This is a genomic window from Subtercola boreus, assembly GCF_003399635.1.
Taxonomy (GTDB): Bacteria; Actinomycetota; Actinomycetes; order Actinomycetales; family Microbacteriaceae; genus Subtercola; species Subtercola boreus_B.
The window spans coordinates 1-23,330 of record NZ_NBXB01000042.1; the positions used below are offsets into that span (position 1 = coordinate 1).

The 23,330-nt window shown below is 69.0% G+C and carries 21 protein-coding genes and 3 pseudogenes; 12 read left to right on the forward strand and 12 right to left on the reverse strand.

From position 1 onward, the window contains the following. Positions 1-127 (forward strand): annotated as a pseudogene (locus B7R22_RS15845) (IS5/IS1182 family transposase); the annotation flags it as partial. A gap of 185 nt (positions 128-312) precedes the next feature. Here the strand turns inward: B7R22_RS15845 and B7R22_RS15850 are convergent. From B7R22_RS15850 to B7R22_RS15860, 3 genes are all read right to left on the reverse strand, one after another. Then, positions 313-1,560 (reverse strand): MFS transporter, encoded by a 1,248-nt coding sequence (locus B7R22_RS15850; protein WP_253259123.1) that lies wholly within the window; start codon positions 1,558-1,560, stop codon positions 313-315. 147 nt (positions 1,561-1,707) lie between these two features. Continuing rightward, positions 1,708-3,252 (reverse strand): catalase, encoded by a 1,545-nt coding sequence (locus B7R22_RS15855; RefSeq protein ID WP_116412675.1) that lies wholly within the window; start codon positions 3,250-3,252, stop codon positions 1,708-1,710. A gap of 10 nt (positions 3,253-3,262) precedes the next feature. Beyond that, positions 3,263-3,769: a Fur family transcriptional regulator gene (locus B7R22_RS15860; RefSeq protein ID WP_253259124.1), complete on the reverse strand. Its 507-nt coding sequence runs from the start codon at positions 3,767-3,769 to the stop codon at positions 3,263-3,265. A 221-nt stretch (positions 3,770-3,990) separates the two neighbouring features. Here B7R22_RS15860 and purS point away from each other — a divergent pair. The 3 genes and pseudogenes from purS to B7R22_RS15880 all read left to right on the forward strand — a co-directional run. Next, positions 3,991-4,230 (forward strand): annotated as a pseudogene (gene purS, locus B7R22_RS19915) (phosphoribosylformylglycinamidine synthase subunit PurS); the annotation flags it as partial. Positions 4,231-4,358: 128 nt separating this feature from the next. Beyond that, a complete protein-coding gene (locus tag B7R22_RS19920; protein ID WP_253259125.1) occupies positions 4,359-5,198 on the forward strand; it encodes a phosphoribosylformylglycinamidine synthase subunit PurQ in 840 nt (279 codons plus the stop codon). Between the two features lie 189 nt (positions 5,199-5,387). Beyond that, positions 5,388-6,332 carry a DUF559 domain-containing protein gene (locus B7R22_RS15880; RefSeq protein WP_172582476.1) on the forward strand — a complete coding sequence of 315 codons (945 nt, stop codon included), beginning with the start codon at positions 5,388-5,390 and terminating at the stop codon, positions 6,330-6,332. A 132-nt stretch (positions 6,333-6,464) separates the two neighbouring features. On the opposite strand, the gene B7R22_RS15885 is transcribed toward B7R22_RS15880, so the two are convergent. Further along, positions 6,465-7,082, reverse strand: a complete 618-nt coding sequence (locus B7R22_RS15885; protein WP_253259126.1) for a hypothetical protein — start codon at positions 7,080-7,082, stop codon at positions 6,465-6,467. Between the two features lie 198 nt (positions 7,083-7,280). On the opposite strand from B7R22_RS15885, the gene purL reads away from it, so the two are divergent. After that, complete coding sequence (gene purL / locus B7R22_RS15890; protein WP_116412679.1) at positions 7,281-9,620, forward strand: phosphoribosylformylglycinamidine synthase subunit PurL; 2,340 nt, start codon at positions 7,281-7,283, stop codon at positions 9,618-9,620. A 72-nt stretch (positions 9,621-9,692) separates the two neighbouring features. On the opposite strand, the gene B7R22_RS15895 is transcribed toward purL, so the two are convergent. From B7R22_RS15895 to B7R22_RS15905, 3 genes are all read right to left on the reverse strand, one after another. Further along, on the reverse strand, positions 9,693-10,061 hold the full coding sequence (locus B7R22_RS15895; RefSeq protein WP_116412680.1) for a chorismate mutase: 369 nt from the start codon (positions 10,059-10,061) through the stop codon (positions 9,693-9,695). Between the two features lie 9 nt (positions 10,062-10,070). Further along, positions 10,071-11,069 carry a DMT family transporter gene (locus B7R22_RS15900; RefSeq protein ID WP_367379204.1) on the reverse strand — a complete coding sequence of 333 codons (999 nt, stop codon included), beginning with the start codon at positions 11,067-11,069 and terminating at the stop codon, positions 10,071-10,073. Between the two features lie 145 nt (positions 11,070-11,214). Next, positions 11,215-11,634 (reverse strand): organic hydroperoxide resistance protein, encoded by a 420-nt coding sequence (locus B7R22_RS15905; RefSeq protein WP_116412681.1) that lies wholly within the window; start codon positions 11,632-11,634, stop codon positions 11,215-11,217. A gap of 58 nt (positions 11,635-11,692) precedes the next feature. Here B7R22_RS15905 and B7R22_RS15910 point away from each other — a divergent pair, with 58 nt between their 5' ends. The 3 genes from B7R22_RS15910 to B7R22_RS15920 all read left to right on the forward strand — a co-directional run bounded on the left by B7R22_RS15910 (position 11,693) and on the right by B7R22_RS15920 (position 14,165). Beyond that, a complete protein-coding gene (locus tag B7R22_RS15910; protein ID WP_172582477.1) occupies positions 11,693-12,301 on the forward strand; it encodes a maleylpyruvate isomerase family mycothiol-dependent enzyme in 609 nt (202 codons plus the stop codon). Positions 12,302-12,456: 155 nt separating this feature from the next. After that, entirely contained in the window at positions 12,457-12,921 is a 465-nt protein-coding gene (locus B7R22_RS15915) for a GNAT family N-acetyltransferase (protein WP_116412683.1), read from the forward strand. A 68-nt stretch (positions 12,922-12,989) separates the two neighbouring features. Next, positions 12,990-14,165, forward strand: coding sequence for an alcohol dehydrogenase catalytic domain-containing protein (locus B7R22_RS15920; protein WP_116412684.1), 1,176 nt, complete (start codon positions 12,990-12,992; stop codon positions 14,163-14,165). 85 nt (positions 14,166-14,250) lie between these two features. Here the strand turns inward: B7R22_RS15920 and B7R22_RS15925 are convergent, their stop codons facing one another. The 4 genes from B7R22_RS15925 to B7R22_RS15940 form a co-directional block, all read right to left on the reverse strand. Continuing rightward, positions 14,251-15,189, reverse strand: a complete 939-nt coding sequence (locus tag B7R22_RS15925) for a linear amide C-N hydrolase (protein WP_116412685.1) — start codon at positions 15,187-15,189, stop codon at positions 14,251-14,253. Positions 15,190-15,241: 52 nt separating this feature from the next. Further along, complete coding sequence (locus B7R22_RS15930; protein ID WP_116281625.1) at positions 15,242-15,448, reverse strand: DUF2945 domain-containing protein; 207 nt, start codon at positions 15,446-15,448, stop codon at positions 15,242-15,244. A gap of 75 nt (positions 15,449-15,523) precedes the next feature. Beyond that, positions 15,524-16,813, reverse strand: coding sequence for an adenylosuccinate synthase (locus B7R22_RS15935; protein ID WP_116412686.1), 1,290 nt, complete (start codon positions 16,811-16,813; stop codon positions 15,524-15,526). A 3-nt stretch (positions 16,814-16,816) separates the two neighbouring features. Beyond that, positions 16,817-17,278, reverse strand: a complete 462-nt coding sequence (locus tag B7R22_RS15940) for a DUF3151 domain-containing protein (protein ID WP_116412687.1) — start codon at positions 17,276-17,278, stop codon at positions 16,817-16,819. Between the two features lie 148 nt (positions 17,279-17,426). Between B7R22_RS15940 and B7R22_RS20325 the strand changes: the two are divergent. The 4 genes and pseudogenes from B7R22_RS20325 to B7R22_RS15960 all read left to right on the forward strand — a co-directional run. Then, positions 17,427-17,540, forward strand: a pseudogene (locus B7R22_RS20325) (hypothetical protein); the annotation flags it as partial. A gap of 72 nt (positions 17,541-17,612) precedes the next feature. Beyond that, positions 17,613-18,353, forward strand: coding sequence for a TetR/AcrR family transcriptional regulator (locus tag B7R22_RS15950; protein WP_116412688.1), 741 nt, complete (start codon positions 17,613-17,615; stop codon positions 18,351-18,353). Continuing rightward, positions 18,350-19,078, forward strand: coding sequence for a hypothetical protein (locus tag B7R22_RS15955; RefSeq protein WP_116412689.1), 729 nt, complete (start codon positions 18,350-18,352; stop codon positions 19,076-19,078). The genes B7R22_RS15950 and B7R22_RS15955 overlap by 4 nt, the downstream gene beginning before the upstream one ends. Next, a complete protein-coding gene (locus tag B7R22_RS15960; RefSeq protein ID WP_116412690.1) occupies positions 19,075-21,390 on the forward strand; it encodes a YhgE/Pip domain-containing protein in 2,316 nt (771 codons plus the stop codon). Before B7R22_RS15955 ends, B7R22_RS15960 begins: the two co-directional genes overlap by 4 nt. Positions 21,391-21,536: 146 nt before the next feature. Here B7R22_RS15960 and B7R22_RS15965 read toward each other — a convergent pair whose 3' ends face one another. Further along, positions 21,537-23,117, reverse strand: a complete 1,581-nt coding sequence (locus B7R22_RS15965; RefSeq protein ID WP_116412691.1) for a molybdopterin-dependent oxidoreductase — start codon at positions 23,115-23,117, stop codon at positions 21,537-21,539. Positions 23,118-23,330 lie beyond the last annotated feature (213 nt).

Consider the following 23,330-nt stretch of genomic DNA (forward strand, 5'->3'; position numbering starts at 1 on the left):
CTTCAACACCTTCAAACAATGGCGTGGCCTCGCCACCCGCTACGACAAACTCGCCCTCACCTACCGCGGAGGCGCCGTGCTCAGAGCAATCACGATCTGGGTCAAGGAATTAGGAGACACGCCCTAGGAGCGTCGAAACCAGGGCGTCGTCGCAACACCCGAGCGACCCGGGCGGACCCGGCCGGCTCGGCCCGGGGCCGGGTCGGGGCAGAACAAATGGGGCGCCACCAGCACCTACTTCCTCTGGGCGCAGGCCGTGGCGAAGCTCGCCGAGTAGCGCAGCTCAGAGCAGAGCAGAGACGCGGAGGAGCCTCAGACGGGGTCGGGCATCGCACGACCGGATGCCCGGGCCCGCTGTGCACGCACCGCGAGCGCCCAGACACCCAGCGCCAACCCCAGCAGCACGATCGCCTGGACGGCGACGAGCGTCATCCCGCCGAGGCCGAAGGCGATCGGCCCGAGCAGCGCCCCCAGCGACCCGCCCAGGAAGACCGCCACCATGAACATCGTGTTCGCCTGCGCCGGTGACTGCGGGTTCGACTGCAGCGCCCGGTTCTGGTTCGCCGACTGAGCGGCCTGGTTGCCGAGGGTCAGCACGAACATCGAGAAGCCGAACAGGATGCCCTGGCTGGAGTCGACGACGACCGTGATGACGCCCACCAGCGCGATGACGAGCGTCACCCCCGCGACCTTCAGGGCCCCGAACCGGTCGACGAACCGTCCGGCGAAGGGGGTGGCGGCCCCTGCCGCGAGCCCGACCAGGCCGAACAAGCCGGCCTGGGCGACCGTCCACCCGTAGAGCGGGCCGGTCAGGTGCAGCACCATCACCGTCCAGAACGAGTTGAACATGGCAAAGGAGAAGAAGTTCGTGAGCGCCGAGTAGACCAGCGGGGGGCTCTTGCTCACCAGCCTCAGCGTTGAGGCGAGCAGTGCGCCATAGGAGGTTCCGATGCCGCTCAGCTCGACGTCGGTTCGGAGCGCGCGCCTCAGCAGCGGAATGAGGAGCAGCATCAGCCCGCCGAAGATCACGGTCACCAGGCGCCAGCCGAGGGCATCCACCAGCAGGCTCGCCACGATGCGACCGCCGAAGATGCCCACCAACAGGGCCCCGACCAATGCTGTCGTCGTCGCGCCCGAGCGCCCGGCGGGCGCCAGCCTGTTGGCCGCCGGGATGGTCAGCTGGGCAATGTTCGCGACGACTCCCACGACGAAGAACCCGATGATGACGCCCGCGATGTCGGGCAGCACACTGGTCGCCACGAGGGCGACGGCGAGCAGCACGAGTTGGACGGTGATCTGTCGGCGCGGCTGGATGCGGTCGCTGAGCGGCACCAGCAGGAAGATGCCGACGGCGTAACCGACCTGCACCGCGGTCGCGGTGAAGCTCGCCACGCCGGGCGTCACACCGAGGTCGCGCGCGATGTTCGTGAGCATCGACTGCGGCAGGTAGATGGCGCTGACCGCGACGGCTGCGACGGTCGCAAGCACGAAGAGCTGCACGCTCCAGCGTCGGTGTGCGGGGAGGCTCGGCATCGGGCAGGTTCCGTTCGGGTGGATCACGCGGGGTCTGGATGCCCGGGGCCGGGTGTTCCGGGGTCTGGATGCCCGGGGCCGGGAGTTCCGGGCAGAACAAAGGGGCCGGCGCCTCTCGGCACCGACCCCTTCGTCACGTCGTACGACTGACGTTACCCCTCGCGGGGCGGAGCGTCAGACCTTCAGCGCGACATCCGCCTCGGCTTCGCGGTTGATCCCCGCGGCGTTCGGCGGAGCCACATCGGGGTCGATGCCGCCGCTGGCCGCAGCCTCGTTCAGCGCAGCCTCGACGCGATCGCCGAGCGTCTGGTCGACGTTTCGCCAGTACTGCAGGGCGCGGGCCTTGATCTCAGGGATCGTGACCTGCCCGACGTGGCCGGCGATGTTGTCCACGAGACGGTCGCGCGCGGCGTCGTCGAGAACCTCACGCACGAGGGTTCCGGCCTGGCCGAAGTCGTCGTCCTCCGCGTGGAGCGTCGCGGCGGTGCGCTGCAGCTCGCCGTCGTTCTGCCAGCCGGCACTGTCGGCTGCGGCATCCGGAGACGCAGCAGGGCCGCCCACCGAGTTCGGGGCATAGACCGGTGTCGACGGCGCATTGAAGGAGTAGCGCGCCGCGCCGTCCTTCGAGTACGAGTTGACCGGGGCCGCGTGCGGGCTGTTGACCGGCAGCTGGGCGTGGTTCGTTCCGACACGGTAGCGGTGGGCATCCGCGTAGCTGAAGATACGGGCGAGCAGCATCTTGTCGGGGCTGGCCGCAATTCCGGGAACGAAGTTCGAGGGGGCGAAGGTGGCCTGCTCGATCTCGGCGAAGTAGTTCTCCGGGTTGCGGTTCAGCGTGAGGGTCCCGACGCGGTGCAGCGGATAGTCGCTGTGCGGCCACACCTTGGTGAGGTCGAACGGGTTGAAACGGTAGGTCGCAGCGTCGGCGTAGGGCATGATCTGCACCGAGAGGGTCCAGCTCGGGAACTCCTCGCGGTCGATCGCTTCACCGAGGTCGCGGATGTGGAAGTCCGCGTCTTCGCCGGCGATCTGGTTGGCGTCGGCCTGGCTCAGGGTCTCGATGCCCTGGTCGGTCTTGAAGTGGTACTTCACCCAGAAGCGCTCGCCCGCGGCGTTGATCCACTGGTAGGTGTGCGAGCCGAAACCGTCCATGTGGCGCCAGGACTTCGGCAGCCCACGGTCGCCCATCAGCCAGGTGACCTGGTGGGCGCTCTCGGGGCTCAGCGACCAGAAGTCCCACTGCATGTCGTTGTTGCGGAGATGGCTGCCCGGCAAGCGCTTCTGCGAGTGGATGAAGTCGGGGAACTTGATGCCGTCACGGATGAAGAACACCGGGGTGTTGTTGCCCACGAGGTCGTAGTTGCCCTCTGTGGTGTAGAACTTCAGCGCGAAGCCGCGGGGGTCGCGCCACGTGTCGGGGCTGCCCTGCTCGCCGGCGACGGTGGAGAAGCGGGCGAGCGCCTCGGTGGTGGTGCCGGGCTGGAAGAGCGCGGCGCGGGTGTAGGCCGACACGTCGTCGGTGATCTCGAGCGTGCCGAACGCTCCGCCGCCCTTCGCGTGCACGATGCGCTCGGGGACCTTCTCGCGGTTGAACTGGGCGAGCTTCTCGACGAGGTAGTGGTCGTGCAGGGGGATGACGCCGTCGGCGCCGACGCTCTGCGAGTGGTCGTCGCTCGCGACGGGTGCGCCGGATTCTGTGGTGGTCACGTAGTCGGTCATGTGTGCTCCTTCAGTTTCGTGGGGAGAAGGTGATCTGGTGGATGGCGGGGTGGAGGTGGGCGGTTTCGTGCCTGGCGGGGTGGCGGTCGGCGGCCTGGCGCTCGGCGGTCTGGCACGCGGCGCAGAGGCCCCAGTAGGTGACCTCGGCGGTGGCGATCGCGAATCCGCCCGCGTCGGACGGCTCGAGGCACGGTGTCTGGCCGACGGCGCAGTCGATGTCCTGCACGGCTCCACAGCCGGTGCAGATCGCATGGTGGTGGTTGTCGCCGATGCGTCGCTCGTAGAGCGCGGGCGAGCCGGCAGGCTCGATGCGGCGGATGAGTCCGGCCTCCGTGAGCGCGGCGAGCACGACGTAGACCGACTGCACGGTGATGTCGGGCTGGCTGACCTGCACGCGGCGATGGATGGCATCGGTGTCGGCGTGCGGCATCTCTTCGAGGGCCTGCAGCACGGCCAGGCGCTGGGTCGTGACACGCAGGCCGGAGCGGCGGATGCTGTCAGCGGGTTCGGGGGTCACGTCATTCAGTCTGGCAGTTGTTGTGAGTAATTCATAATAGATATCGCCTGTGAATCGGCTGGCGGCTGAGGAGGATCGTTCGCGGCTGGGTGCCCCGGGTATCCACTCGGCATCGCGGCTGGGCACGCGGGCATCCATCCGGCATCGCCCTCGCGGGACGATCGGGCGTCTGCCCGCGTAGAATGAAAGCGATCCACCCGCCCCGTTCGTAGGAGTCCCTGGTGCCCACAATCGTCGTAGAGGTCATGCCCAAAGCCGAGCTGCTCGACCCGCAGGGCAAGGCCGTCGCCGGCGCGCTGTCCCGCCAGGGTCGTTCGCAGATCACCGGCGTGCGCGTCGGCAAGCGTTTCGAGATCGAGGTCGCGGGCCCTGCCGACGACGCGATCCTCGCCGAAGTCGCCGCGCTGGCGGATGAACTGCTGGCCAACCTCGTGATCGAAGACGTGATCAGCGTGCACTTCGCCGGCGCCGACGGGTTCGGGCTCGATGCGGCGGCCGACTTCGCGTCGGGCAACGTCACGACCGACACGTCGTTCGATGAGGCGTCGACGCCTGAGGCGCAGGCCGAGATCCGCGAGGGGCTGTCCTGATGGGCGGTGCCTCGGGCGCCCCGCGCGTCGGCATCGTCACCTTTCCCGGCTCGCTGGATGACCGTGATGCCGCCCGCGCGGTGCGAATGGTCGGAGCGATCGCGGTGCCGCTCTGGCACGGGACGCACGACCTCGAGGGCGTCGACGCGATCATCCTGCCCGGCGGATTCAGCTACGGCGACTACCTGCGGGCTGGCGCGATCGCGTCCCTGTCGCCCATCATGGCCGAGGTCGTGACGGCCGCCGAGGCCGGGATGCCCGTGCTCGGCATCTGCAACGGATTCCAGATGCTCGCCGAGGCGCACCTGCTGCCGGGCGGGCTGATCCGCAACGACCACGGCAACTTCATCTGCCGTGACCAGCGGTTGCGTGTCGAGAACACGTCGACCGCGTGGACGTCGGGGTATGCGCCTGCGGCCGGCGACAGCGCGAGCGGTGGGGCTGGCGCGAGCGGTGGGGCTGGCTGGTCCGGCGGGGCTGGCCGCTCCGGTACGGCATCGGCAACCGGCGATTTCGCCTCGTCCGCTGCATCCGGGGCGCCCGAGATCACCATTCCGCTGAAGAACGGTGAGGGCGGCTACATCGCCTCGGCCGAGACCATCGCACGGCTGGAGGGCGAAGGCCTCGTGGCGTTCCGTTATCTCGGCGTGAACCCGAACGGATCGATGAATGACATCGCGGGCGTGACGAACGCCCGCGGCAACGTGGTCGGCCTGATGCCGCACCCCGAGCATGCCGTCGAGCCCGGCTTCGGCCCCGACACCGCCCTCGCCATGCGCTCCGGCACCGACGGCCTCCCGCTCTTCGCCTCCCTCCTCGTGTCTCTCCTCCCCGCCTGACCCCCGGTCGCGCCCCCCTCCTCCCCTCCTCCCCTCCTCCTCGTCTCCCCCTCTCCTCCCGCGCAATCGAGTGGGCAGTTCGGGCCCTGAAAAGCGAATCTGAGGGCCCGAACTGCCCACTCGATCGAGGGGTTTTTGGCCTGTGGATAACTGGGGATGCAGTTCGGCGGAATTTGCGACCATTGCCGGATGCCACGTTCACATCCGCTGCCCGCCGTATTCGCCCTCCGACCGTTCTCGGTGCGCGCCGCCAAAGCGAGCGGGGTCGGAAAGCGTCGGCTTGACGGCGGCGACCTGGCCGCGCCGTACCGCGGGGTGCGAATGCGATCGGCGAAGATCGACTCGGCGGTGGAGCAGGCTGCTGCCTACGTGCCACGACTCGCAGCCGATCAATTCTTCAGCCACACCACTGCCGCACGCCTGTGGCGACTGCCCCTGCCGCGCAGGTTCTCGGCGGGCGACACCATCCACGTCGCCACGGCGAACCGCGTCAATCGGGTGCGGGCGACGGGGGTGACCTCGCACCGGCTCAGCCCACCGACCCATCGGGTGGTGCGACTCGGGCGAGCCAGGGCGAGCGACGCCGTGAGCACCTGGCTGCAGCTGGCGAGCATCCTGAGCGTCGACGACCTCGTGGCGGTCGGTGATGCACTTGTGCTGGCGCCGGTCTACCCAGACACGCACGCGCCGGCTCCCCGACCATATGCCTTGCCGGATGAGCTGCGAAGTCGCGTGAGCGCATTCCGCGGGCCAGGGAAACAGAAGCTCGTGGCAGCGCTCGAGCTCGTGCGGCTGGGGTGCGAATCACCCAAGGAGACGCTGCTGCGCCTGCTGATCATCCGGAGCGGGCTGCCCGAACCAGCCATCAACGTTCTCATTTACGGCACCCGGTCGGCGTTTGTACCTCGCGTCGATCTCATCAATCTCACGTGGAAGGTGATCATCGAATACGACGGGCAGCAGCATCGTGAGGATTCCGAGCTGTACGAACGGGACCAACAGCGCGCGGCTGATCTGCGCGCGGCCGGCTTCACCGTGGTCACCGTGCGCAAGGCGGGGCTGACCCGCGCCGGCCGGCATCGTACGGTGACGGAGATCCGTGACGCCCTGATCGCGGCCGGCTGGCAATCCTGAGCGGCCCGCCTCGATCGATGGGGCAGTTCGGGCCCCTGATTCTGCAGTTGAGGGCCCGGACTGCCCCTTCGATTGGCCGGGTGGGCGGGCAGGGGGACCGGTACGCGAGCGGGAACGCCGGGGGCGGGCGGATCAGGGGGACTCGTGCACGCAGCCGGGGGGCTCGGAGTTGCCGCTGATGGTGAAGTCCTCGCAGGTCAGGAATCGGGATTCGTTCGCACCGAGCGAGAACGAGGCGATCGCGACGACAGCGACGGTCGCCAGCACGAGCAGCTTGCCCCTGAGCGGAACCGTCTCGCTGATCTCCGGCCAGGCGAGGCGTGCAAGGGCCCACACCATGAACGGAACCCCGAGCAGCACCACGAGCACCCCGACCACGGCGACAATCGCGACCTCGAGGTCTTCGGACTCGTTCGGCACCGCGAGCGAGAGCACCAACCAGAGGCTGGGCAGGAGAAGTGTGAGCGAGGTCCAGCCGAGGCGCTGGCGCGCGGCGGGAACGAGCATCGCCAGCATGAAACCCGCCGAGGCTGCAGCCCAGACGGAGAGCAGGGTGTCGAAGAAGATCTCCCCCCACGCTCCGAGCGTGAACGCGGGCCACCAGACGGCGACGCTCATGCCGACGACGATGACCCCCAGCTGCTGGAACGGCAGCGCCGCGCGGCGGGAGGGCGAGGGCGTGGCGGGAGGTTCCGGCGCGTGCGCGAGGGGATCCGAACCTGCTGCCGGAAGAGCCTGGTCGTCGCCCACGCCGCTACGGTACCACCGCAGAGCGCCCGGGACGCGTCCCGGGGCGGGCGACGTACCGCCGGTCCGAAGCAGCAGGACAGCACCGCGAGCAGCGGGAACGCCCCGCGAGCAGCGGACTGCACCGCGCCCGCCCCGGGCCCGCGCCGCACCGATAGAATTGCTGGGCCTGCCCCACGCCCCCCGAAGGAGCCCCTCCGCGTGTCTGACACCGCCGAAACTGCCGCCGAAACCGCTGCCCGCCCCGTTGTCGACAGCGTCGAGGTCGCCACGGCGACACCCGACAAGGTGCAGCCCTACGCGGCTCTCGGCCTGAAGCCCGACGAGTACGCGCGCATCCGCGAGATCCTCGGGCGCCGGCCGACGAGCGGCGAACTCGCCATGTACTCGGTGATGTGGAGCGAGCACTGCTCCTACAAGTCGAGCAAGATCTACCTGCGCCAGTTCGGGTCGAAGACAACCGAGAAGATGCGCAAGAACCTCATGGTGGGCATCGGCGAGAACGCGGGCGTCGTGGATGTCGGCGAGGGCTGGGCCGTCACGTTCAAGGTCGAGTCACACAACCACCCGAGCTACATCGAGCCGTTCCAGGGCGCAGCCACGGGCGTCGGCGGCATCGTGCGTGACATCATCTCGATGGGCGCACGCCCCGTCGCAGTCATGGACCAGCTGCGCTTCGGCGACATCGACAACCCCGACACCGCACGCGTCGTGCACGGTGTGGTCGGCGGCATCAGCTTCTACGCGAACTGCCTGGGCCTGCCGAACATCGGCGGCGAGACCTACTTCGACTCCGTGTACCAGGGCAACCCGCTCGTGAACGCCCTGGCGGTGGGCGTGCTCCGCCACGAAGACATCCATCTGGCCAACGCGTCGGGCGCGGGCAACAAGGTGGTTCTGTTCGGGGCTCGCACCGGCGGGGACGGGATCGGCGGGGCATCCATTCTGGCGAGTGATACGTTCGACGCCAAGGGTCCGACCAAACGCCCGGCCGTGCAGGTCGGCGACCCGTTCGCCGAGAAGGTGCTCATCGAGTGCTGCCTCGAGCTGTTCCGCGAGAAGCTGGTGGAGGGCATCCAGGACCTGGGCGCCGCCGGCATCTCGTGTGCGACCAGCGAGCTGGCCAGCAACGGCGACGGCGGCATGTACATCGAACTCGACAGGGTGCTGCTGCGCGATCCGTCGCTGAACGCCGAAGAGATCCTGATGAGTGAGAGCCAGGAGCGCATGATGGCTGTCGTTCAGCCGTCGAAGCTCGACGCATTCCTCGCCGTCGTGGCGAAATGGGATGTCGAGACCAGCGTTCTGGGCGAGGTCACCGACACCGGGCGCCTCATCATCGACTGGCGCGGAGAGCAGATCGTGAACGTCGAGCCGCGCACCGTCGCAGTCGACGGGCCGGTCTACGACCGCCCGGTCGAGTACCCCACCTGGATCGACAAGCTGCAGGCCGACAACGCGCTGTCGCTGCCCAGGGCATCCGACGCCGGCGAGCTGAAGGAGCAGGTGCTCACCCTTCTCGGCAGCGCGAACCTGGCATCCAAGAGCTGGATCACCGACCAATACGACCGCTACGTCATGGGCAACACCGCACTGTCGTTCCCGGATGACGGGGGTATGATCCGCGTCGATGAGGAGTCCGGGCTGGGCTTCGCCATCGCGACCGACGCGAACGGCCGCTACTGCCAGCTCGACCCGTACTTCGGCGCGCAGCTCGCGCTGGCCGAGGCGTACCGCAACGTCGCCGTAACGGGCGCCGTGCCTGTCGCGGTCACCGACTGCCTGAACTTCGGCAGCCCGGAGAACCCCGAGGTCATGTGGCAGTTCTCGCAGGCCGTCGCTGGGCTCAGCGATGGATGTCTCGAGCTCGAGATCCCGGTGACCGGCGGCAACGTGTCGTTCTACAACCAGACGGGCGGGGCGCCGATCCACCCGACGCCGGTCGTCGGCGTGCTCGGCGTGATCGACGACGTCGCGCGGCGGGTGCCGAGCGGCTGGCAGGACGAAGGCAACAACATCTACCTGCTCGGCATCACTCGTGAGGAGTTGGATGGGTCGGCCTGGGCCGGCACGATCCACGACCACCTCGGCGGCCGGCCGCCGGTGGTCGACCTTGCGCGTGAGGCCGCGCTGGCCGGGCTGCTGCACGCGGGGGCGATGCAGGGCCTGCTCGCCTCGGCACACGACCTCTCGGATGGCGGGCTGGCAGAAGCGCTGGCCGAGGCGGTTCTGCGATTCGGTGTGGGTGCGCGGGTCTGGATCGACGAGCTGATGCTGCGGGATGGCATCGACCTCACGACCGCCCTGTTCAGCGAGTCGACCGGGCGCGTGATCGTGTCGGTTCCGCGCGAGGACGACGTGAAGTTCATGGGGCTCTGCGAGGGCCGCGACTACCCGGTGCTGCGGATCGGCGTGACCGACAGCGGTTCGGACGGCGCTGCGGCGCTCGACGTCCAGGGCCAGTTCGCGATCGGTCTCGACGAGCTGCACGCGACGCACCGCGGCACCCTCCCTGCGCGCTTCGGCGCCACGGCAGCCTGACCCTCGCCGCGCTCCCCTCCGTCAATCGAGGGCGTGCGGCGCGACGGGGCGGTCGGACAACCGGCGGGCTGGTCAGGCGGCGGGCGAGTCAGGCGCGGCGGGGGCCGCGGCGGCGCCCGCGATCTTCTCGTGGTGGTGGATGACCTCGGCGACGATGAAGCCGAGAAACTTCTCGGCGAACTCGGGGTCGAGGTGCGACTCCGAGGCGAGGCCGCGCAGGCGTCTGATCTGCCGCGCCTCACGATCGAGGTCGGCGGCCGGCAGCCCGTGCCGAGCTTTGAGCCGGCCGACCTGCTGGGTGAACTTGAACCGCTCGGCAAGCAGGTGGATCAGCGCCGCATCGACATTGTCGATGCTCTCCCGGATGCTCTCGAGCTGCCTCAGCGCCCACGCCGTCTCTTCGGAGTTCGGGGTGTCGGCGGCGGGTTCTTTCACGTCCATACCTGAACTCTATTTCTTCGGAGCCGGATCGGGGCTCACCGCCTGCCCGAGGCCCGGCTGCCCGAGGCCCGCCCGACCGGAGACGAGCAGCCGGATGCGTTTCTGCGTGAGCAGGATGCCCAGCAGAACCACCGCGGCGCCGACCGGAGCGTTCCATTCGAAGCGGTCTCCCAGCACAAGCACGCCGAGCAGCACGCCGACGACCGGCGTGATGTAGGTGACCGTCGATGCAGCCGTCGGGCCCCACGAACGCAGCACGTTGATGCTCCAGACGTAGACGAGACCGGTTCCGAGAGCGCCGAGCGCGACGAGGCTCAGCACGATGGGCAGCGTCAGGGCGAGCGGTGAGAACGCGACCACGGGGCTCAGCAGCAGGATCACCACCGCCCCCATCCCGATCTGGAGGAAGGCAAACGGAACCCCCTGGATCGACCGCGAACTCAGGAACCGTCTCGTGTAGCCGAACGTGAATCCGTAGCAGAGCGCGGCCAGCAGACAGGCGAACTGGCCGAGCAGATCGCCGGTGAGCGCTGCGTACGCCCACGGCCCGATGATGACCACGGTGCCGAGGATGCCGAGACCCACGCCGAGCACCTGGTTGCGGTCGAGCCGCTCCACCCGGAATGCCAGCGTCGCCATCAGCGCCGTCATGATGGGCGTGGTGGCGTTGTAGATGCTCGCGAGACTCGAGGAGACGTACTGCTCAGCCCAGGCGAAGCACAGGTAGGGCAGCACGCCCCCCACCACCCCAATGACGAGGAAGTGCAGGTAGACAACGGGCTCCCGCGGCAACCGGTACCGCCCGATGAGCATGATCAGCCCGAGAGCCAGTGTCCCGAGCACGAGACGGGCCCAGACGACCTGCCCGAACGACACCCCCATCAGCGCCACCTTCATGAAGAGGAAGCTGGCGCCCCAGACGAGCCCCATCGCGAGGAACTGCAGCAGCACACGGCTGTTGCCGGTGCGAAAGTCGGTGGATGTCGCAGGTGGGGTCTTTTCGGTCACCCGGAGACACTATCGCCAACCGGCGACGGCATCCCCGGGCATCCGGAACCTGTGGAGAATCGGCACGAAAGACGCGCCTGTTGGCGAGAAGGTGCCGAAACGCGGCGGACGAGAAACCGAGAAGAGACCGAGGAGAGGCCGAGTGTCAGCTCACGACGGCGATCGTGACCTCGACATTGCCCCGCGTCGCGTTGGAGTACGGGCAGACGGTGTGAGCAGCATCCGCCGCCTGCTGCGCCTCGGCTGCCGAGGCGGCAGGGATGTACACGTCGAGTTCGACGGCCAGACCGAAGCCGCCCTCGCCGTTGCTGCCGATACTGACGCTCGCCGAGACCTCCGCGCCCTTCGTGTCTACGCCGAGGTTCTTGCCGACCACGTGCAGCGCGCTCAGGAAGCACGCCGAGTATCCGGCCGCGAAGAGCTGCTCGGGGTTTGTTCCCTCGCCCGTGCCGCCCATCTCCTTCGGCGGACGCGTGTCGAGATCGAGTCGGTCGTCTTCGCTTCGGACGTGACCGTCGCGGCCACCACCGGACGCGTGGGCAATTGCTGTGTAGAGAGCTTCCATGCCTCCAGTCCATCACAGATTTGCGGGAGCAGGCCGCGCGTTGTGCCACGATGGTGCCATGGGCAACGTAGCCAACTTCCACCAGGCGGCAGACGCCTTTGTCGCGCTGGTCGGCCGGATCACCGACGACCAGTGGGATCTGCCGGGCCTCGGCGAATGGTCGGTGCGCTCGCTGGCGGGTCACACCACCCGGGCGATCCTCACGGTTGAGACCTATCTCGGCCACGATGATGCCGAACGGATCGGGTTGCCCACTGCTGAGGACTACTACGCGCTCATCTACCGCGACTTCTCCGATGCCGAGTCCGTGGCCGCGCGCGGCGTCGAGGCCGGGCGCTGGCTGGGCGAGCATCCGGTGCAGCAGATCCGGGACGCCCTGGCGAGGGCAAGCGCAGCGATCGACGCTGCCCCCTCGGGCCGGGTCGTCTCCGTGGGCGGCCACGGCATCGCGCTCACCCAGTACCTCCGCACGCGGAGCTTCGAGCTCGTGGTGCACTCGATGGACATCGGCCGCGCCATCGGCCAGCCTCACGGGCAGCCTGTCGGCTGCGTGACGGATGCCACCTCCCTCGCCGCGCGCATCGGAGCCCGGGCGGGCCAGGGCGAGGACATCCTGCTCGCCCTCACCGGCCGCCAGCCCCTCCCGAGCGGTTTCACCGTCGTCTGACCGCTCGCCGACGAGCATCCGCGCCAGTTCGGAGCAACGGCGCCCATTCGAACTAGCGCCGACGCGCCAAACGGGCGCCGACACCCGCGGGCCGGGAGGGGGCAGGGCCGGGGCGAGGAGAGGGCGGGGCGGGCCCGATTGGGTAGCGTGAGGGCATGACTGTGACCGTGCGCCCGCTTCCCGACTCCCAATTCGACGGGTGGCTCGCCGCCGAGAGCGCGCTCTACGAGGCCGAACGGCGCGCCAACGGCGATGCCCCGGATGTTGCCGCACGAAAGTCCGTAGAGTCGAACGAGACGAACTTTCCCGACGGCCGGCCGCTGCCCACGCACCGCCTGCTCGAGGTGCTGGCCGAGGGAGTGCCTGTCGGCACGCTCTGGATCGGGCCGCTCGACGAGAGCCGTCCCGCCGAATGGTGGGTGTACAGCATCGACATCGACGAGGTCTCGCGCGGGCACGGCTACGGCCGCGCGGCGATGTCGCTCGCCGAAGTGGTCGCACGAGACAACGGCGCCACGACGATCGGGCTGAACGTGTTCGGCGACAACGCTCGCGCGCAGAACCTCTACCGGTCGCTCGAGTACCGGGTGACGGCGATCCAGATGTCGAAGGAGCTGTAGACGCGGGTGCAGGCATCCGGAGCCGTCAACCCCTGTGCGGATGCCCGCCCGGCGCGTAGACCGGAACCATGAGAGCACTCACCTTCCAAGGCACCCACAACGTCACCGTCGAGACGGTTCCCGATCCCACGATCGCACAGCCGACCGATGTGATCGTCAAGATCACCTCCACCGCCATCTGCGGCTCCGACCTGCACCTGTACGACGTGATGGGGGCGTTCATCCATAAGGGCGACATCCTCGGCCACGAACCGATGGGCGTGGTGGTCGAGGTCGGCAGCGCCGTCACGAAGCTCGCCGTGGGCGACCGGGTGGTCATCCCGTTCGTGATCGCCTGCGGGCACTGCTTCATGTGCACCCGGGGCCTGACCAGCCAGTGCGAGACGACTCAGAACCGGCAGTCGGGCAGCGGCGCCTCGCTCTACGGCTACACCGAGTTGTACGGCGACGTGCCCGGGGGGCAGGCCGAGTACCTTCGCGTTCAGCTGGCCGACTTCAACGCGACCAAGGTCGGCAGCGACCTGCCCGACGAGCGCTACCTGTTCCTCAGCGACATCCTGCCGACCGCCTGGCAGGGCGTGAAGTACGCGAACGTTCCCGACGGCGGCACGCTGGGGGTGCTGGGTCTCGGTCCTGTCGGCCAGTTCGCGAGCCGCATCGGCCGGCACTTCGGCTACCGGGTGCTCGCGATCGATCCCGTGCCCGAGCGCCGGGCGATGGCCGAACGTCACGGCGTCGAGACGCTCGACCTCACGGATGATGCGCTCGACCACCTGCGCGACCTCACAGACGGTCGCGGGCCCGACTCGATCGTCGACGCGGTCGGCATGGAGGCGCACGGCAACCCCGGCGCCGAGTTCGCTCAGAAGGCTGCGGGACTGCTGCCGGATGCGATCGCGAAGAAGGTCATGACGACGGCAGGAGTCGACCGCCTCGCGGCACTCCACCTCGCGCTCGACGCCGTCCGCCGCGGCGGAACCGTCTCACTCAGCGGCGTCTACGCCGGGGTTGCCGACCCGATGCCGCTGAAAGACATGTTCGACAAGGGCATGACGCTCCGCATGGGCCAGTGCAACGTGCAGAACTGGCGCGACGAGCTGATGCCCCTCGTCGAGGATCTCGCCGACCCGCTCGGCACCGAAGACCTCACGACGCATGCGGTGCCGCTCGAGAAGGCACCCGAGATGTACGAGCTGTTCAAGAACAAGGAGGACGGCTGCATCAAGGTGGTGCTGAAGCCGTAGGTCGGCGCCGGGGCGCGCCAGCGGCGGCAGGCCGGCCGTGGCGCGCCAGCGACAGTGGGCCGGCGCCGTGGCGCCAACGCCAGCGTCAGTAGACCAGCGCCGCCGGCTCGAACCGCGCCTCGGATGCCCCGACGAGCGTCTCGTCGCGCGGGTCGAGCCGCAGCACCTCCGTGCCGTCGGCGAGGTCGGCCAGGCTCACCCAGAACATGCTGGGGCTCCGTGTCGAAACGAAGTAGTAGGTGCCGTTCGTGAGGTCCGCTCCGGCCTCCCACCAGGTCGGGTAGACGCCCCCGTCCTGGTAGGGCGCACCGTACGGCACGGCCACGTTCTGGATCAGCTGGGATACGCCCGCGACGGCCTGCTGCAGGTTCTCGGGCTCGGGCAGGTAGTGGCGGAAGTAGCTGGCCCGCACGAACCGGTCGAGCGACGTGATGTCCCCGGGCGGCGTGAGAGTGCCGCCGAACGGGGCGTAGCGGGCGAGGTTCGCGAGCTGGGCATCCATCACCGGCGAGTTCGCCATCACACTGAATTCGCGGCCGTGGTGCACGACGATCCGGTCCCCCTGCGGCTCGAAGATCGCGGAGTCACCCGAGGCGTCTTCGATGGCGAGGTGCACGCCGAGCCGTTGGCCTCGGAGTTCGGGTGCGGTGATACGGATGTCGCCCACCGCCGCTACCGCTTCGGCAACGGTCGCGAAGGTGTCGAGCACGTACTGCACCCAGAGCGAGTTCGGCACGGCCGGCCGCCCGTCGACCGGCCACTCCCCGACGTCGACAGGATCGAGGTAGAGGCCATGGGCCGCAAGACCCTGCTCGTTCAGCCCGTCGGACGTTCCGAGCCGCCACATGCTGAGCACCACGCTCGAGTAGCTCGACGTCCAGCTGAGGGCGCCTGAGCCCTGCCCACCCCGGGTGAGGCCGCGCGGCACGAACCAGAGGTCGGGTTCGTCGCTGACCTCCCAGTCCATACAGCGCGCGACGGTCGTGGCGATGGGGTTGTCGTTCCAGAGGATCCGGGTGCACATGTGGCCAGAGTAGCGCGCCACGGGCTCCGGATGCCCGCGCCGGCGCCGGGCGTTACTTCTTCTTCAGCGCGTCAGGCTTGTGCACGGCCTCGCCGCCCGACTTGTCACTCTTGACGAGGTACTGGGGGTCGTCCTTCGAGGCTTTCACGTCACGCTTGGCCGCGTGTGTGTCGGACGTGATCTTCTTCTCGACCTTCCCCTCGGCTGTCGACCCGTGGGACTGCCAGGTGACCTCGTCACCCTTTTTCAGTTCGCTCATGCTTCGACGCTACGCTCCGGGCTCCGGATGCTCGCGGGGTTGTCTCGGCGCCCCACGAGCCGTACGCTGGCGCCGTCAGAGCCCGAGCAGGTCGTGCCGCACGACGATCTCCTCGCGGCCGGGGCCCACGCCGATCGCCGAGATGCGCGAGCCGCTCATCGCCTCGATCGCCAGCACATAGCGCTGGGCGGCGGGCGGCAGGTCGTCGAAGGTGCGGGCGCCGGTGATGTCCTCGTCCCAGCCCTCGAACTCCTCGTAGATCGGCACCGCGTGGTGGAAGTCGCTCTGCGACACCGGAACCTCGTCGACACGTACGCCGTCGACGTCGTATGCGACGCAGACCGGGATGGTCTTGAGGCCGGTCAGCACATCCAGTTTCGTGAGCACGAAGTCGGTGACACCGTTGATGCGCGCCGAGTACCGGGCGATGGGCGCGTCGTACCAGCCGCAGCGACGCGGGCGACCGGTGGTGGTGCCGAACTCGAAGCCGTTCGCGCGGAGGAACTCGCCCGACTCGTCGAAGAGCTCCGTCGGGAAGGGGCCGGCGCCGACGCGGGTCGTGTACGCCTTGACGATGCCGATCACGCGTTCGATGCGGTTGGGGGCGACACCCGATCCGGTCGAGGCGCCACCGGATGTCGCGTTCGACGAGGTGACGAACGGGTAGGTGCCGTGGTCGACGTCGAGCATGGTGGCCTGGCCGCCCTCGAAGAGCACGGTCTTGCCGGCGTCGAGGGCCTGGTTCAGCACGAGCGACGTGTCGACGACCATCGGGCGGAGGCGGTCGGCGTAGGAGAGGAGGTTCTCGACGATGTCGTTCACCTCGATGGCGCGGCGGTTGTAGACCTTCACGAGCAGGTGGTTCTTCTGATCGAGCGCGCCCTCGACCTTCTGGCGCAGGATGTTCTCGTCGAAGATGTCCTGCATGCGGATGCCGAGGCGGTTGATCTTGTCGGCGTAGGCCGGGCCGATACCGCGACCGGTGGTGCCGATCTGGCGTTTGCCGAGGAAACGCTCCGTGACCTTGTCGAGCGTGCGGTGGTAGGCGGTGATGACGTGGGCGTTGGCGCTGATCAGCAGGCGGGAGACATCCACTCCGCGGGAGCTGAGGGCCTCGAGCTCGTGGAACAGCACCTCGATGTCGACGACGACGCCGTTCGTGATGACCGGCGTGACGTTGGGGGTCAGGATGCCCGACGGGAGCAGGTGCAGGGCGTACTTCTGGTTGCCGACGACGACGGTGTGGCCGGCGTTGTTGCCGCCGTTGAACTTGACGACGTAGTCGACACGGGTGCCGAGGAGGTCGGTGGCCTTACCTTTGCCTTCGTCGCCCCACTGGGCGCCGATCAGAACGATTGCGGGCACGTCTTAGAGCCTTTCGGATGCTGCGGAAGAGGGGTTTTCGATCGCCGCGGCGGCCGTCGGGTCGGCACCGTTCAGGAACTCGGCGAGCCGCACGACCTCGTCGGCCTCACCGATCGCCTCGGCGCCCCGGCGGAGGGCGTAGAGCGAGCGGAGAACCCCGCGGTTCGGTTCGTGCGACCACGGCACCGGGCCCTGCCCGCGCCAGCCGCCCTTGCGGAGCGCGTCGAGGCCGCGGTGGTAGCCGACCCGGGCGTAGGCGTACGACGGAAGGATCTCGCCGGCCTCGAAGGCTTGGTCAGAGAGCAACGCCCAGGCGAGCGACGACGTGGGGAACCGGCGTGCGAGCGCCTCGAGTTCGGAGCCCCCCGGCGAAACATCGGGGTTCGCGGAAGCGGCGAGAGCCTCCACCACGCCATCGGGGTTCAGCAGGGTCGGGGGCACTCCCAAGAGATTTTCACCGGTCACACTCGATCCTATCGCAGACCCTCCCCCGGCCCCCTGGCAGGGGTCACAGCTGAGTCACGCAGAGGTCACGCGGAGGTCACGCAGGAATCACGGCGAGGTCACGGGCCGTGGGGCAGGATGCATCCGTTGAGGGGTACTTGGCAACCAGTCCGAGGCGTTCCGCGTCTACGACCGGTACGCCCTCCTGCTGGATGACGCCCTCGGGCTCGCACCGACCGCGCTGTTGACCGCTCTCGTTCGAATTCAGCGGGGCACTCTCTGACGGGCGGAGGAGCCGTCGCAGAACCTCGGCGATAACTTGCACACCAATGTGCAAGTTATTAGGATAGGGGGAGTGACCACACCTCTCCGAACGACACCCGGCAGCCGGGTTCCGCGCCGGGATGCGACAGAGAACCGCCTGGCGATCCTCGACTCCGCCCGGGTGCTGCTGAACCGCGATCCTGAGGCGTCGCTCGACGCGATCGCGACGGGCGCCGGGCTGTCCCGCCGGGCCCTCTACGGCCACTTCGCCACCCGCGACGACCTCGTCACCGAACTCCTCTCGTCGGGGAGCGAACGGGTCATCGCCGCACTGAGTCATGTCGATCATCCGGACTCCCGCGTGGCCATCGCACGGATCGGTGCCCGGCTCTGGTCGGAGGTCGAGAATGTGCGCGTCATGGCGCAGCTCGCCATCCGTGGGCCTCAACGGCACGCCGTCGCCCGCACCCTGTCCCCCGTTCGGCATCGGCTCCTCAGCATCGTCACGTCAGGGATCGACGCGCACGAGCTCCGCCAGGACATGGCACCCCGCACGCTGGCCGCCCTCATCGAGGGTTCGGCGCTCTCCGTGCTCGACGAGGCGATCCGGTCGAACCTGTCGAACCGCGACGGACACCGGCTGGTGATGGTGGCGGCACTCGCCGTCGCCGGGCTCTCCTGGCGCGAGGCCGCGGAGGTCATCGACCGGCACGCCGAACTGCAGTTCGCCGAACATCCGTCGGCGGCCATCGACGAGCAGCCGCCGACAACGGCACAGCCACAACCACAACCACAGCCACACACGACCGACCCCGAAGGGAAGACAGCGTGAGGATCACACTGAACGACGTCGCCAAGGGCGACCAGGGCGAGAACCTGCCCCCGACCAGCCTCGAGTACCAGTCGGGCGGCGTCACCGTGGTCGCCGTCGAGACGGCGCAGCGCCCGACCGTGCTCGCGCTCCTCGCCTCCGGGCGGATGGCTCCCGACCACGGCACGGTGACGATCGACGACGCGGATGATGCGCCGCGAGTGCGTTCGGTGACGGCGATCGTCGACGCACCGGACGTGAGCGAACCCGTGGGCGATCTGAAGCTGAAGGCGGTCGTGCAGGAGGAACTGATGTTCGCCGGGCGACCGTCGAGCCGTGCTGCGACCGCGCAGGCGCTCGCTGAACTCGACGCCACGGAGTTCGCGGGCTGGGAGATCCAGAACATCCCCACGGCGGTGCGGCTGCGGATCCTCACCGAGCTGGCCTCGGTGCGCCCCGGCATCGAAGCCCTCGTGCTCGCCGCACCGGACCGGCGCGGCAGCGATCCGTACGACTGGTGGGCGGTCGCCGCCGACTTCGCGCTCCGTGGGTTCGCGGTGCTCGTCATCGCAAGCCCCGCCTCGGCCGACCTGCTCGCAGAGGTCGCCGCCCGGTTCGAAGCCGAGCGCCTGGCCGAGCTGGAGCGCCGCGCGGCCGCGGCCCGCGCCGAAGAGGCCGCCCGCCTGGCCGACCTCCTGGAACCCCCCACCCCCGCTGACACCACGGAAGACACGGACCCCTCATGAAGATCGTCACGCTTGTCACCACCGAGTTCCGCCGGCTCACGGCGACCGGGCTGGCGCGACTGGCGCTCGTCGCCCTGATGCTCGTGCCGGTGTTGTACGCGGGCCTCTACCTCTGGGCGAACAGCGACCCGTACGGGAACATCAAGAACATCCCGGTGGCCCTGGTCGTCGAAGACACCGGATCCACTCTCGACGACACCGCCGTGAACTACGGCACGCAGGTGCACGACCAGCTGATCGCCGACAACAGCGTCAAATGGGAGGAGGCGACCGCCGAACAGGCGGCATCCGGAGTCAAGAACGGTCAGTACGACTTCGTTCTGACCCTCGGGCCCGACTTCTCGAAACTGCTCACCTCGGCCGGAACCGCCACGCCGCAGCAGGCCGTCGTGCAGCTCACGACGAACGACACGAACAGCTTCCTCGCCTCCTCCATCGCCGCCACGGTGGCCGAGAAGGTGCGGCTGAGCATCAGCGAGCAGGTCGGTGAGGCTGCCGCCCTGCAGTTCCTGAACGGGTTCGCAACCATCCACGACAACCTGTCGACCGCGGTGGACGGCGCGAACCAGCTCGTCGACGGCACGGGGCGGGCCGTGTCGGGATCGGCGACCCTCGCCGACGGCTCCGCCACGGCGAACACGGGAGCGCAATCGCTCGCCTCTGGTGCGGCGACGGCTGCGACCGGAGCGTCGACGCTCGCCTCAGGTGCGGCGACGGCCGCGACCGGCTCGGCCACGCTGGCCGATGGTGCCTCCCGACTGGCTGCGGGAGCATCCACACTCTCGAGCGGTGCCGCAGCGAGCGCCGACGGCGCGTCGACCCTGGCGTCGGGGGCAGCACAGACGAACGCCGGCGCCCAGAGCCTCAGCTCCGGGCTGTCGGCCCTCAGCAACGGCGTCGCGGGCCTGCCGGCTGACACCGCCCGCTTGAGTACCGGGGCGCAGCAGGTCGCCGACGGGAATGCGGCCCTCGCCTCGGCGGCTGACTCGGTGACAGCCGCGACACAGGATGCTGCAGACCAGCTACCCGTCGTGCGGAGCGAGATCGTTGCGGGGCTGAAGACCGCGAGGCTGACCGACGCGCAGATCGAGGAGGCGATCGCCCCGCTCGACACGGTCGGCACGGCGATCACGAACGGCAGCAAGCAGGCGCAGCAACTCGACGCCCAGGTCTCGAAGCTCTCGGACAGCGCGGCCCAGGTCGCGGCCGGAACGAAGACGCTCGCCGGCGCGGCACCCGGTCTCGCCGACGGAGCTGCGAGCGCCGCGGCCGGCGCCGCAACGCTGGCGGGGGGCACGGCCCAGGTCGAGTCGGGAGCGTCGGCCCTCGCTGACGGAACGCAGAAGGTCGCCGACGGCGCTTCGACGCTCTCCTCGTCGGCCTCACAGCTCTCGGCCGGGGCCTCCACGCTGGCCTCCGGTACCGCGCAGGTCGCCGACGGGGCGGCCACGCTGGCGTCGGGGAATGCGCAACTGGCAGACGGGGCATCCACCCTTGCCGGCGGAACCCAGCAGCTCGCCGACGGTTCCGCGGCTCTCGCGTCGGGCACCGCACAGCTCAACACCGGGGCGGTGCAGCTGCGGGACGGGCTCGTCTCCGGGGTCGACCAGATTCCGTACTACACGCCCGACCAGCGGCAGACGGCGGCGGCGACCATCGCCACCCCGGCCGTCGTCGACACCGACACAGTCACCAAAGTGACGACGTACGGCGCCGGAATGGCTCCGTTCTTCATCAGCCTGGCGGCGTGGATCGGGATCTACGCGCTGTTCCTCATCATCAAGCCTCTGTCACGGCGCGCGCTGACCGCCATCAAGGCACCGCTGAGAGTGACGGCGGCGGGCTGGCTCGCCCCTGCGCTCCTCGGTGCGTTGCAGATGGCTGCGGTGTACTTCGTGGTGACCGTGCCGCTCGGTTTCACCGTGGCGAACCCCGCTCTCATGCTGCTGTTCATGGTGTTCACGTCGATCACGTTCGTGGCGATCATCGGGGCTCTCAACATCTGGCTGGGCAGTGTCGGGCAGTTCCTCGGGCTGGTGCTCATGGTGCTGCAACTGGTGACAGCGGGCGGGACCTTCCCCTGGCAGACGCTGCCCGGGCCGTTGGCGGCGCTTCACCACGCGCTGCCGATGAGCTACGCGGTGGACGGCATCCGGCAGCTGATGTACGGCGGTGACCTCTCGCTCGCGCTGAACGACGTGGGAGTGCTTGCCATCTGGTTGCTCGGGGCGCTGGCATTCTCAATGTTCCTGGCGCGTAAGAAGACCGCGGCGCGCACGCTCCGCGACCTCCGTCCGTCGCTGATCGGCTGAACCCGCCGCCGCCGGGCGCTCTGCCGGCGGGCACGTATTCAGGAGGAGAGCACGGCCGAGCACGAGACATCCGCGACGGCGCCCATCTCCTGAATTACGGGCGGGCGGGGAGGGAGCGGCCGGCCGGGCGGTCGGCGGGCGCCGCGTCAGTTCACGTGCACCTTGATGGTGTGCCAGCCCGTGGAGCCGTCGGGCGCGGGGGGCGCCTGGTCGGAGGTCTGCGTGTAGCCGCCGTCGTCCGTTGCGCGCACGGAGATGGTGTGGTCGCCGGAGGGCGCATCCCACTGCAGCACCCACTGCCGCCAGGTGTCTGCGGAGATGGCGTCGGCAAGCGTGGCCTGCTGCCAGTCGCCGCCGTCGACCTGCACCTCGACGCCCTGCACGCCGGTGTGCTGGGCCCACGCGACGCCGGCGATCGGGATCGTTCCCGCGCTGAGGCTGCTGCCCTGCCGGGGAGTGTCGATGCGCGAGGAGGTCTTGATCGGGCCGAGAGCGGTCCAGCCGCGCGGAGTCCAGTAGCCCATGTCGGCGGCGAAGGTGGTGACTTTCATCTCGACCACCCATTTCGTGGCAGAGACGTAGCCGTAGAGCCCGGGGACCACCATGCGCACGGGGAAACCGTGCTCCACGGGCAGCGGCGATCCGTTCATCCCGACCGCCAGCAGGGAGTCGCGCTGCGTGTCCTGCAACACCTCGAGCGGCGTGCCGGCCGTGAAACCGTCGGAACTACGGGAGAGCACCATGTCGGCGCCGGCCGTGGGCTTGGCGCGGGCGAGGAGGTCGCGGATCGGGTAGCCCAGCCAGAGGGCGTTGCCGATGAGGTCACCGCCGACCTCGTTCGAGACACAGGTGAGCGTCGTGTAGTTCTCGACCAGCGGCAGGGCGAGGAGGTCGGCGAACGAGATCTCCACCTCGTTCTCGACCATGCCGACGATCTTGAGGCTCCAGGTGTCGGGGTTCAGTTGCGGTACCTGCAGCGCCGTGTCGATGCGGTAGAAGTCGGCTGCCGGCGTGACGACGGGGCTGAGGTTCGTGATGCCGAGTTCGGTTCCGGCGGGCAGAGCTGCTACGGGAGTGGATGCCGCGGGCAGAACGAGGGCGTTCCGAGCGGCCGTGACGACAGCAGCGCCGGCGTTCATCACGCGGGCACCAGCGCCGACGATGGCCGAGGCGGCCGCCGCGACGATCACCCACGTCAGGAACTGACGTCGTTCGAGGGCCGCAGGGTCGGTGCGGATGACGGAGGCGCCGCCCGCGCGAGCTGCCGGGCGGTTCGCGGCCGAGTCGGCGCGCACGGCCCAGCGGCGGAGGCGCGTCTGGAGGGCGTTCAGGATCACGACTCCCACGAGCATCCCGACCACCGTGGGCACTGCGGAGATACCGGAAGCGCCCTCGCGGGTGGTCACGGCGAAGACCGCGATCGCGGAGAAGACCACGAGGATCACGGTGCCGATGGGGCGGCGGCGGTACTCCAGCCAGCCCGCGAGGGCGGCGCCCACTGCCACGACGACGGCGAGGATGGTGAGCAGCGCGGCTTTGTCGCCCGTGCCGAAGAGCGAGATCGTCAGCTCTTTCACGCCCGGCGGTGCCAGGTCGATGACCAGGGAGCCCACGGCGAAGAGCGGGCTGGACTCGGCACCGACGAACAGCGCGACCAGCTCGGCTGAGGCGAGAACGCTCGCCGCAGCGACGATACCCGTGAGGGCGGCCCACATTCCGCGTCGCATGCTCAAACCCTACGCCGCCTCTGCTTGGTGTCACCTGACCGCTGGATGTACACGGAGCGCCGGATCTCCGCCGTCCCGCACTCTTCCTCCTCCTCTTCGCGGCCGCGGCACGGGCGGATTGGTCGCGGTACACCGTCCGCTGCGCACCGAGGGGACGCAAAGTGCTCCAACCGCACTCGATCAGAGCACTTCGGGTCCCTTCGATGCCGGTAG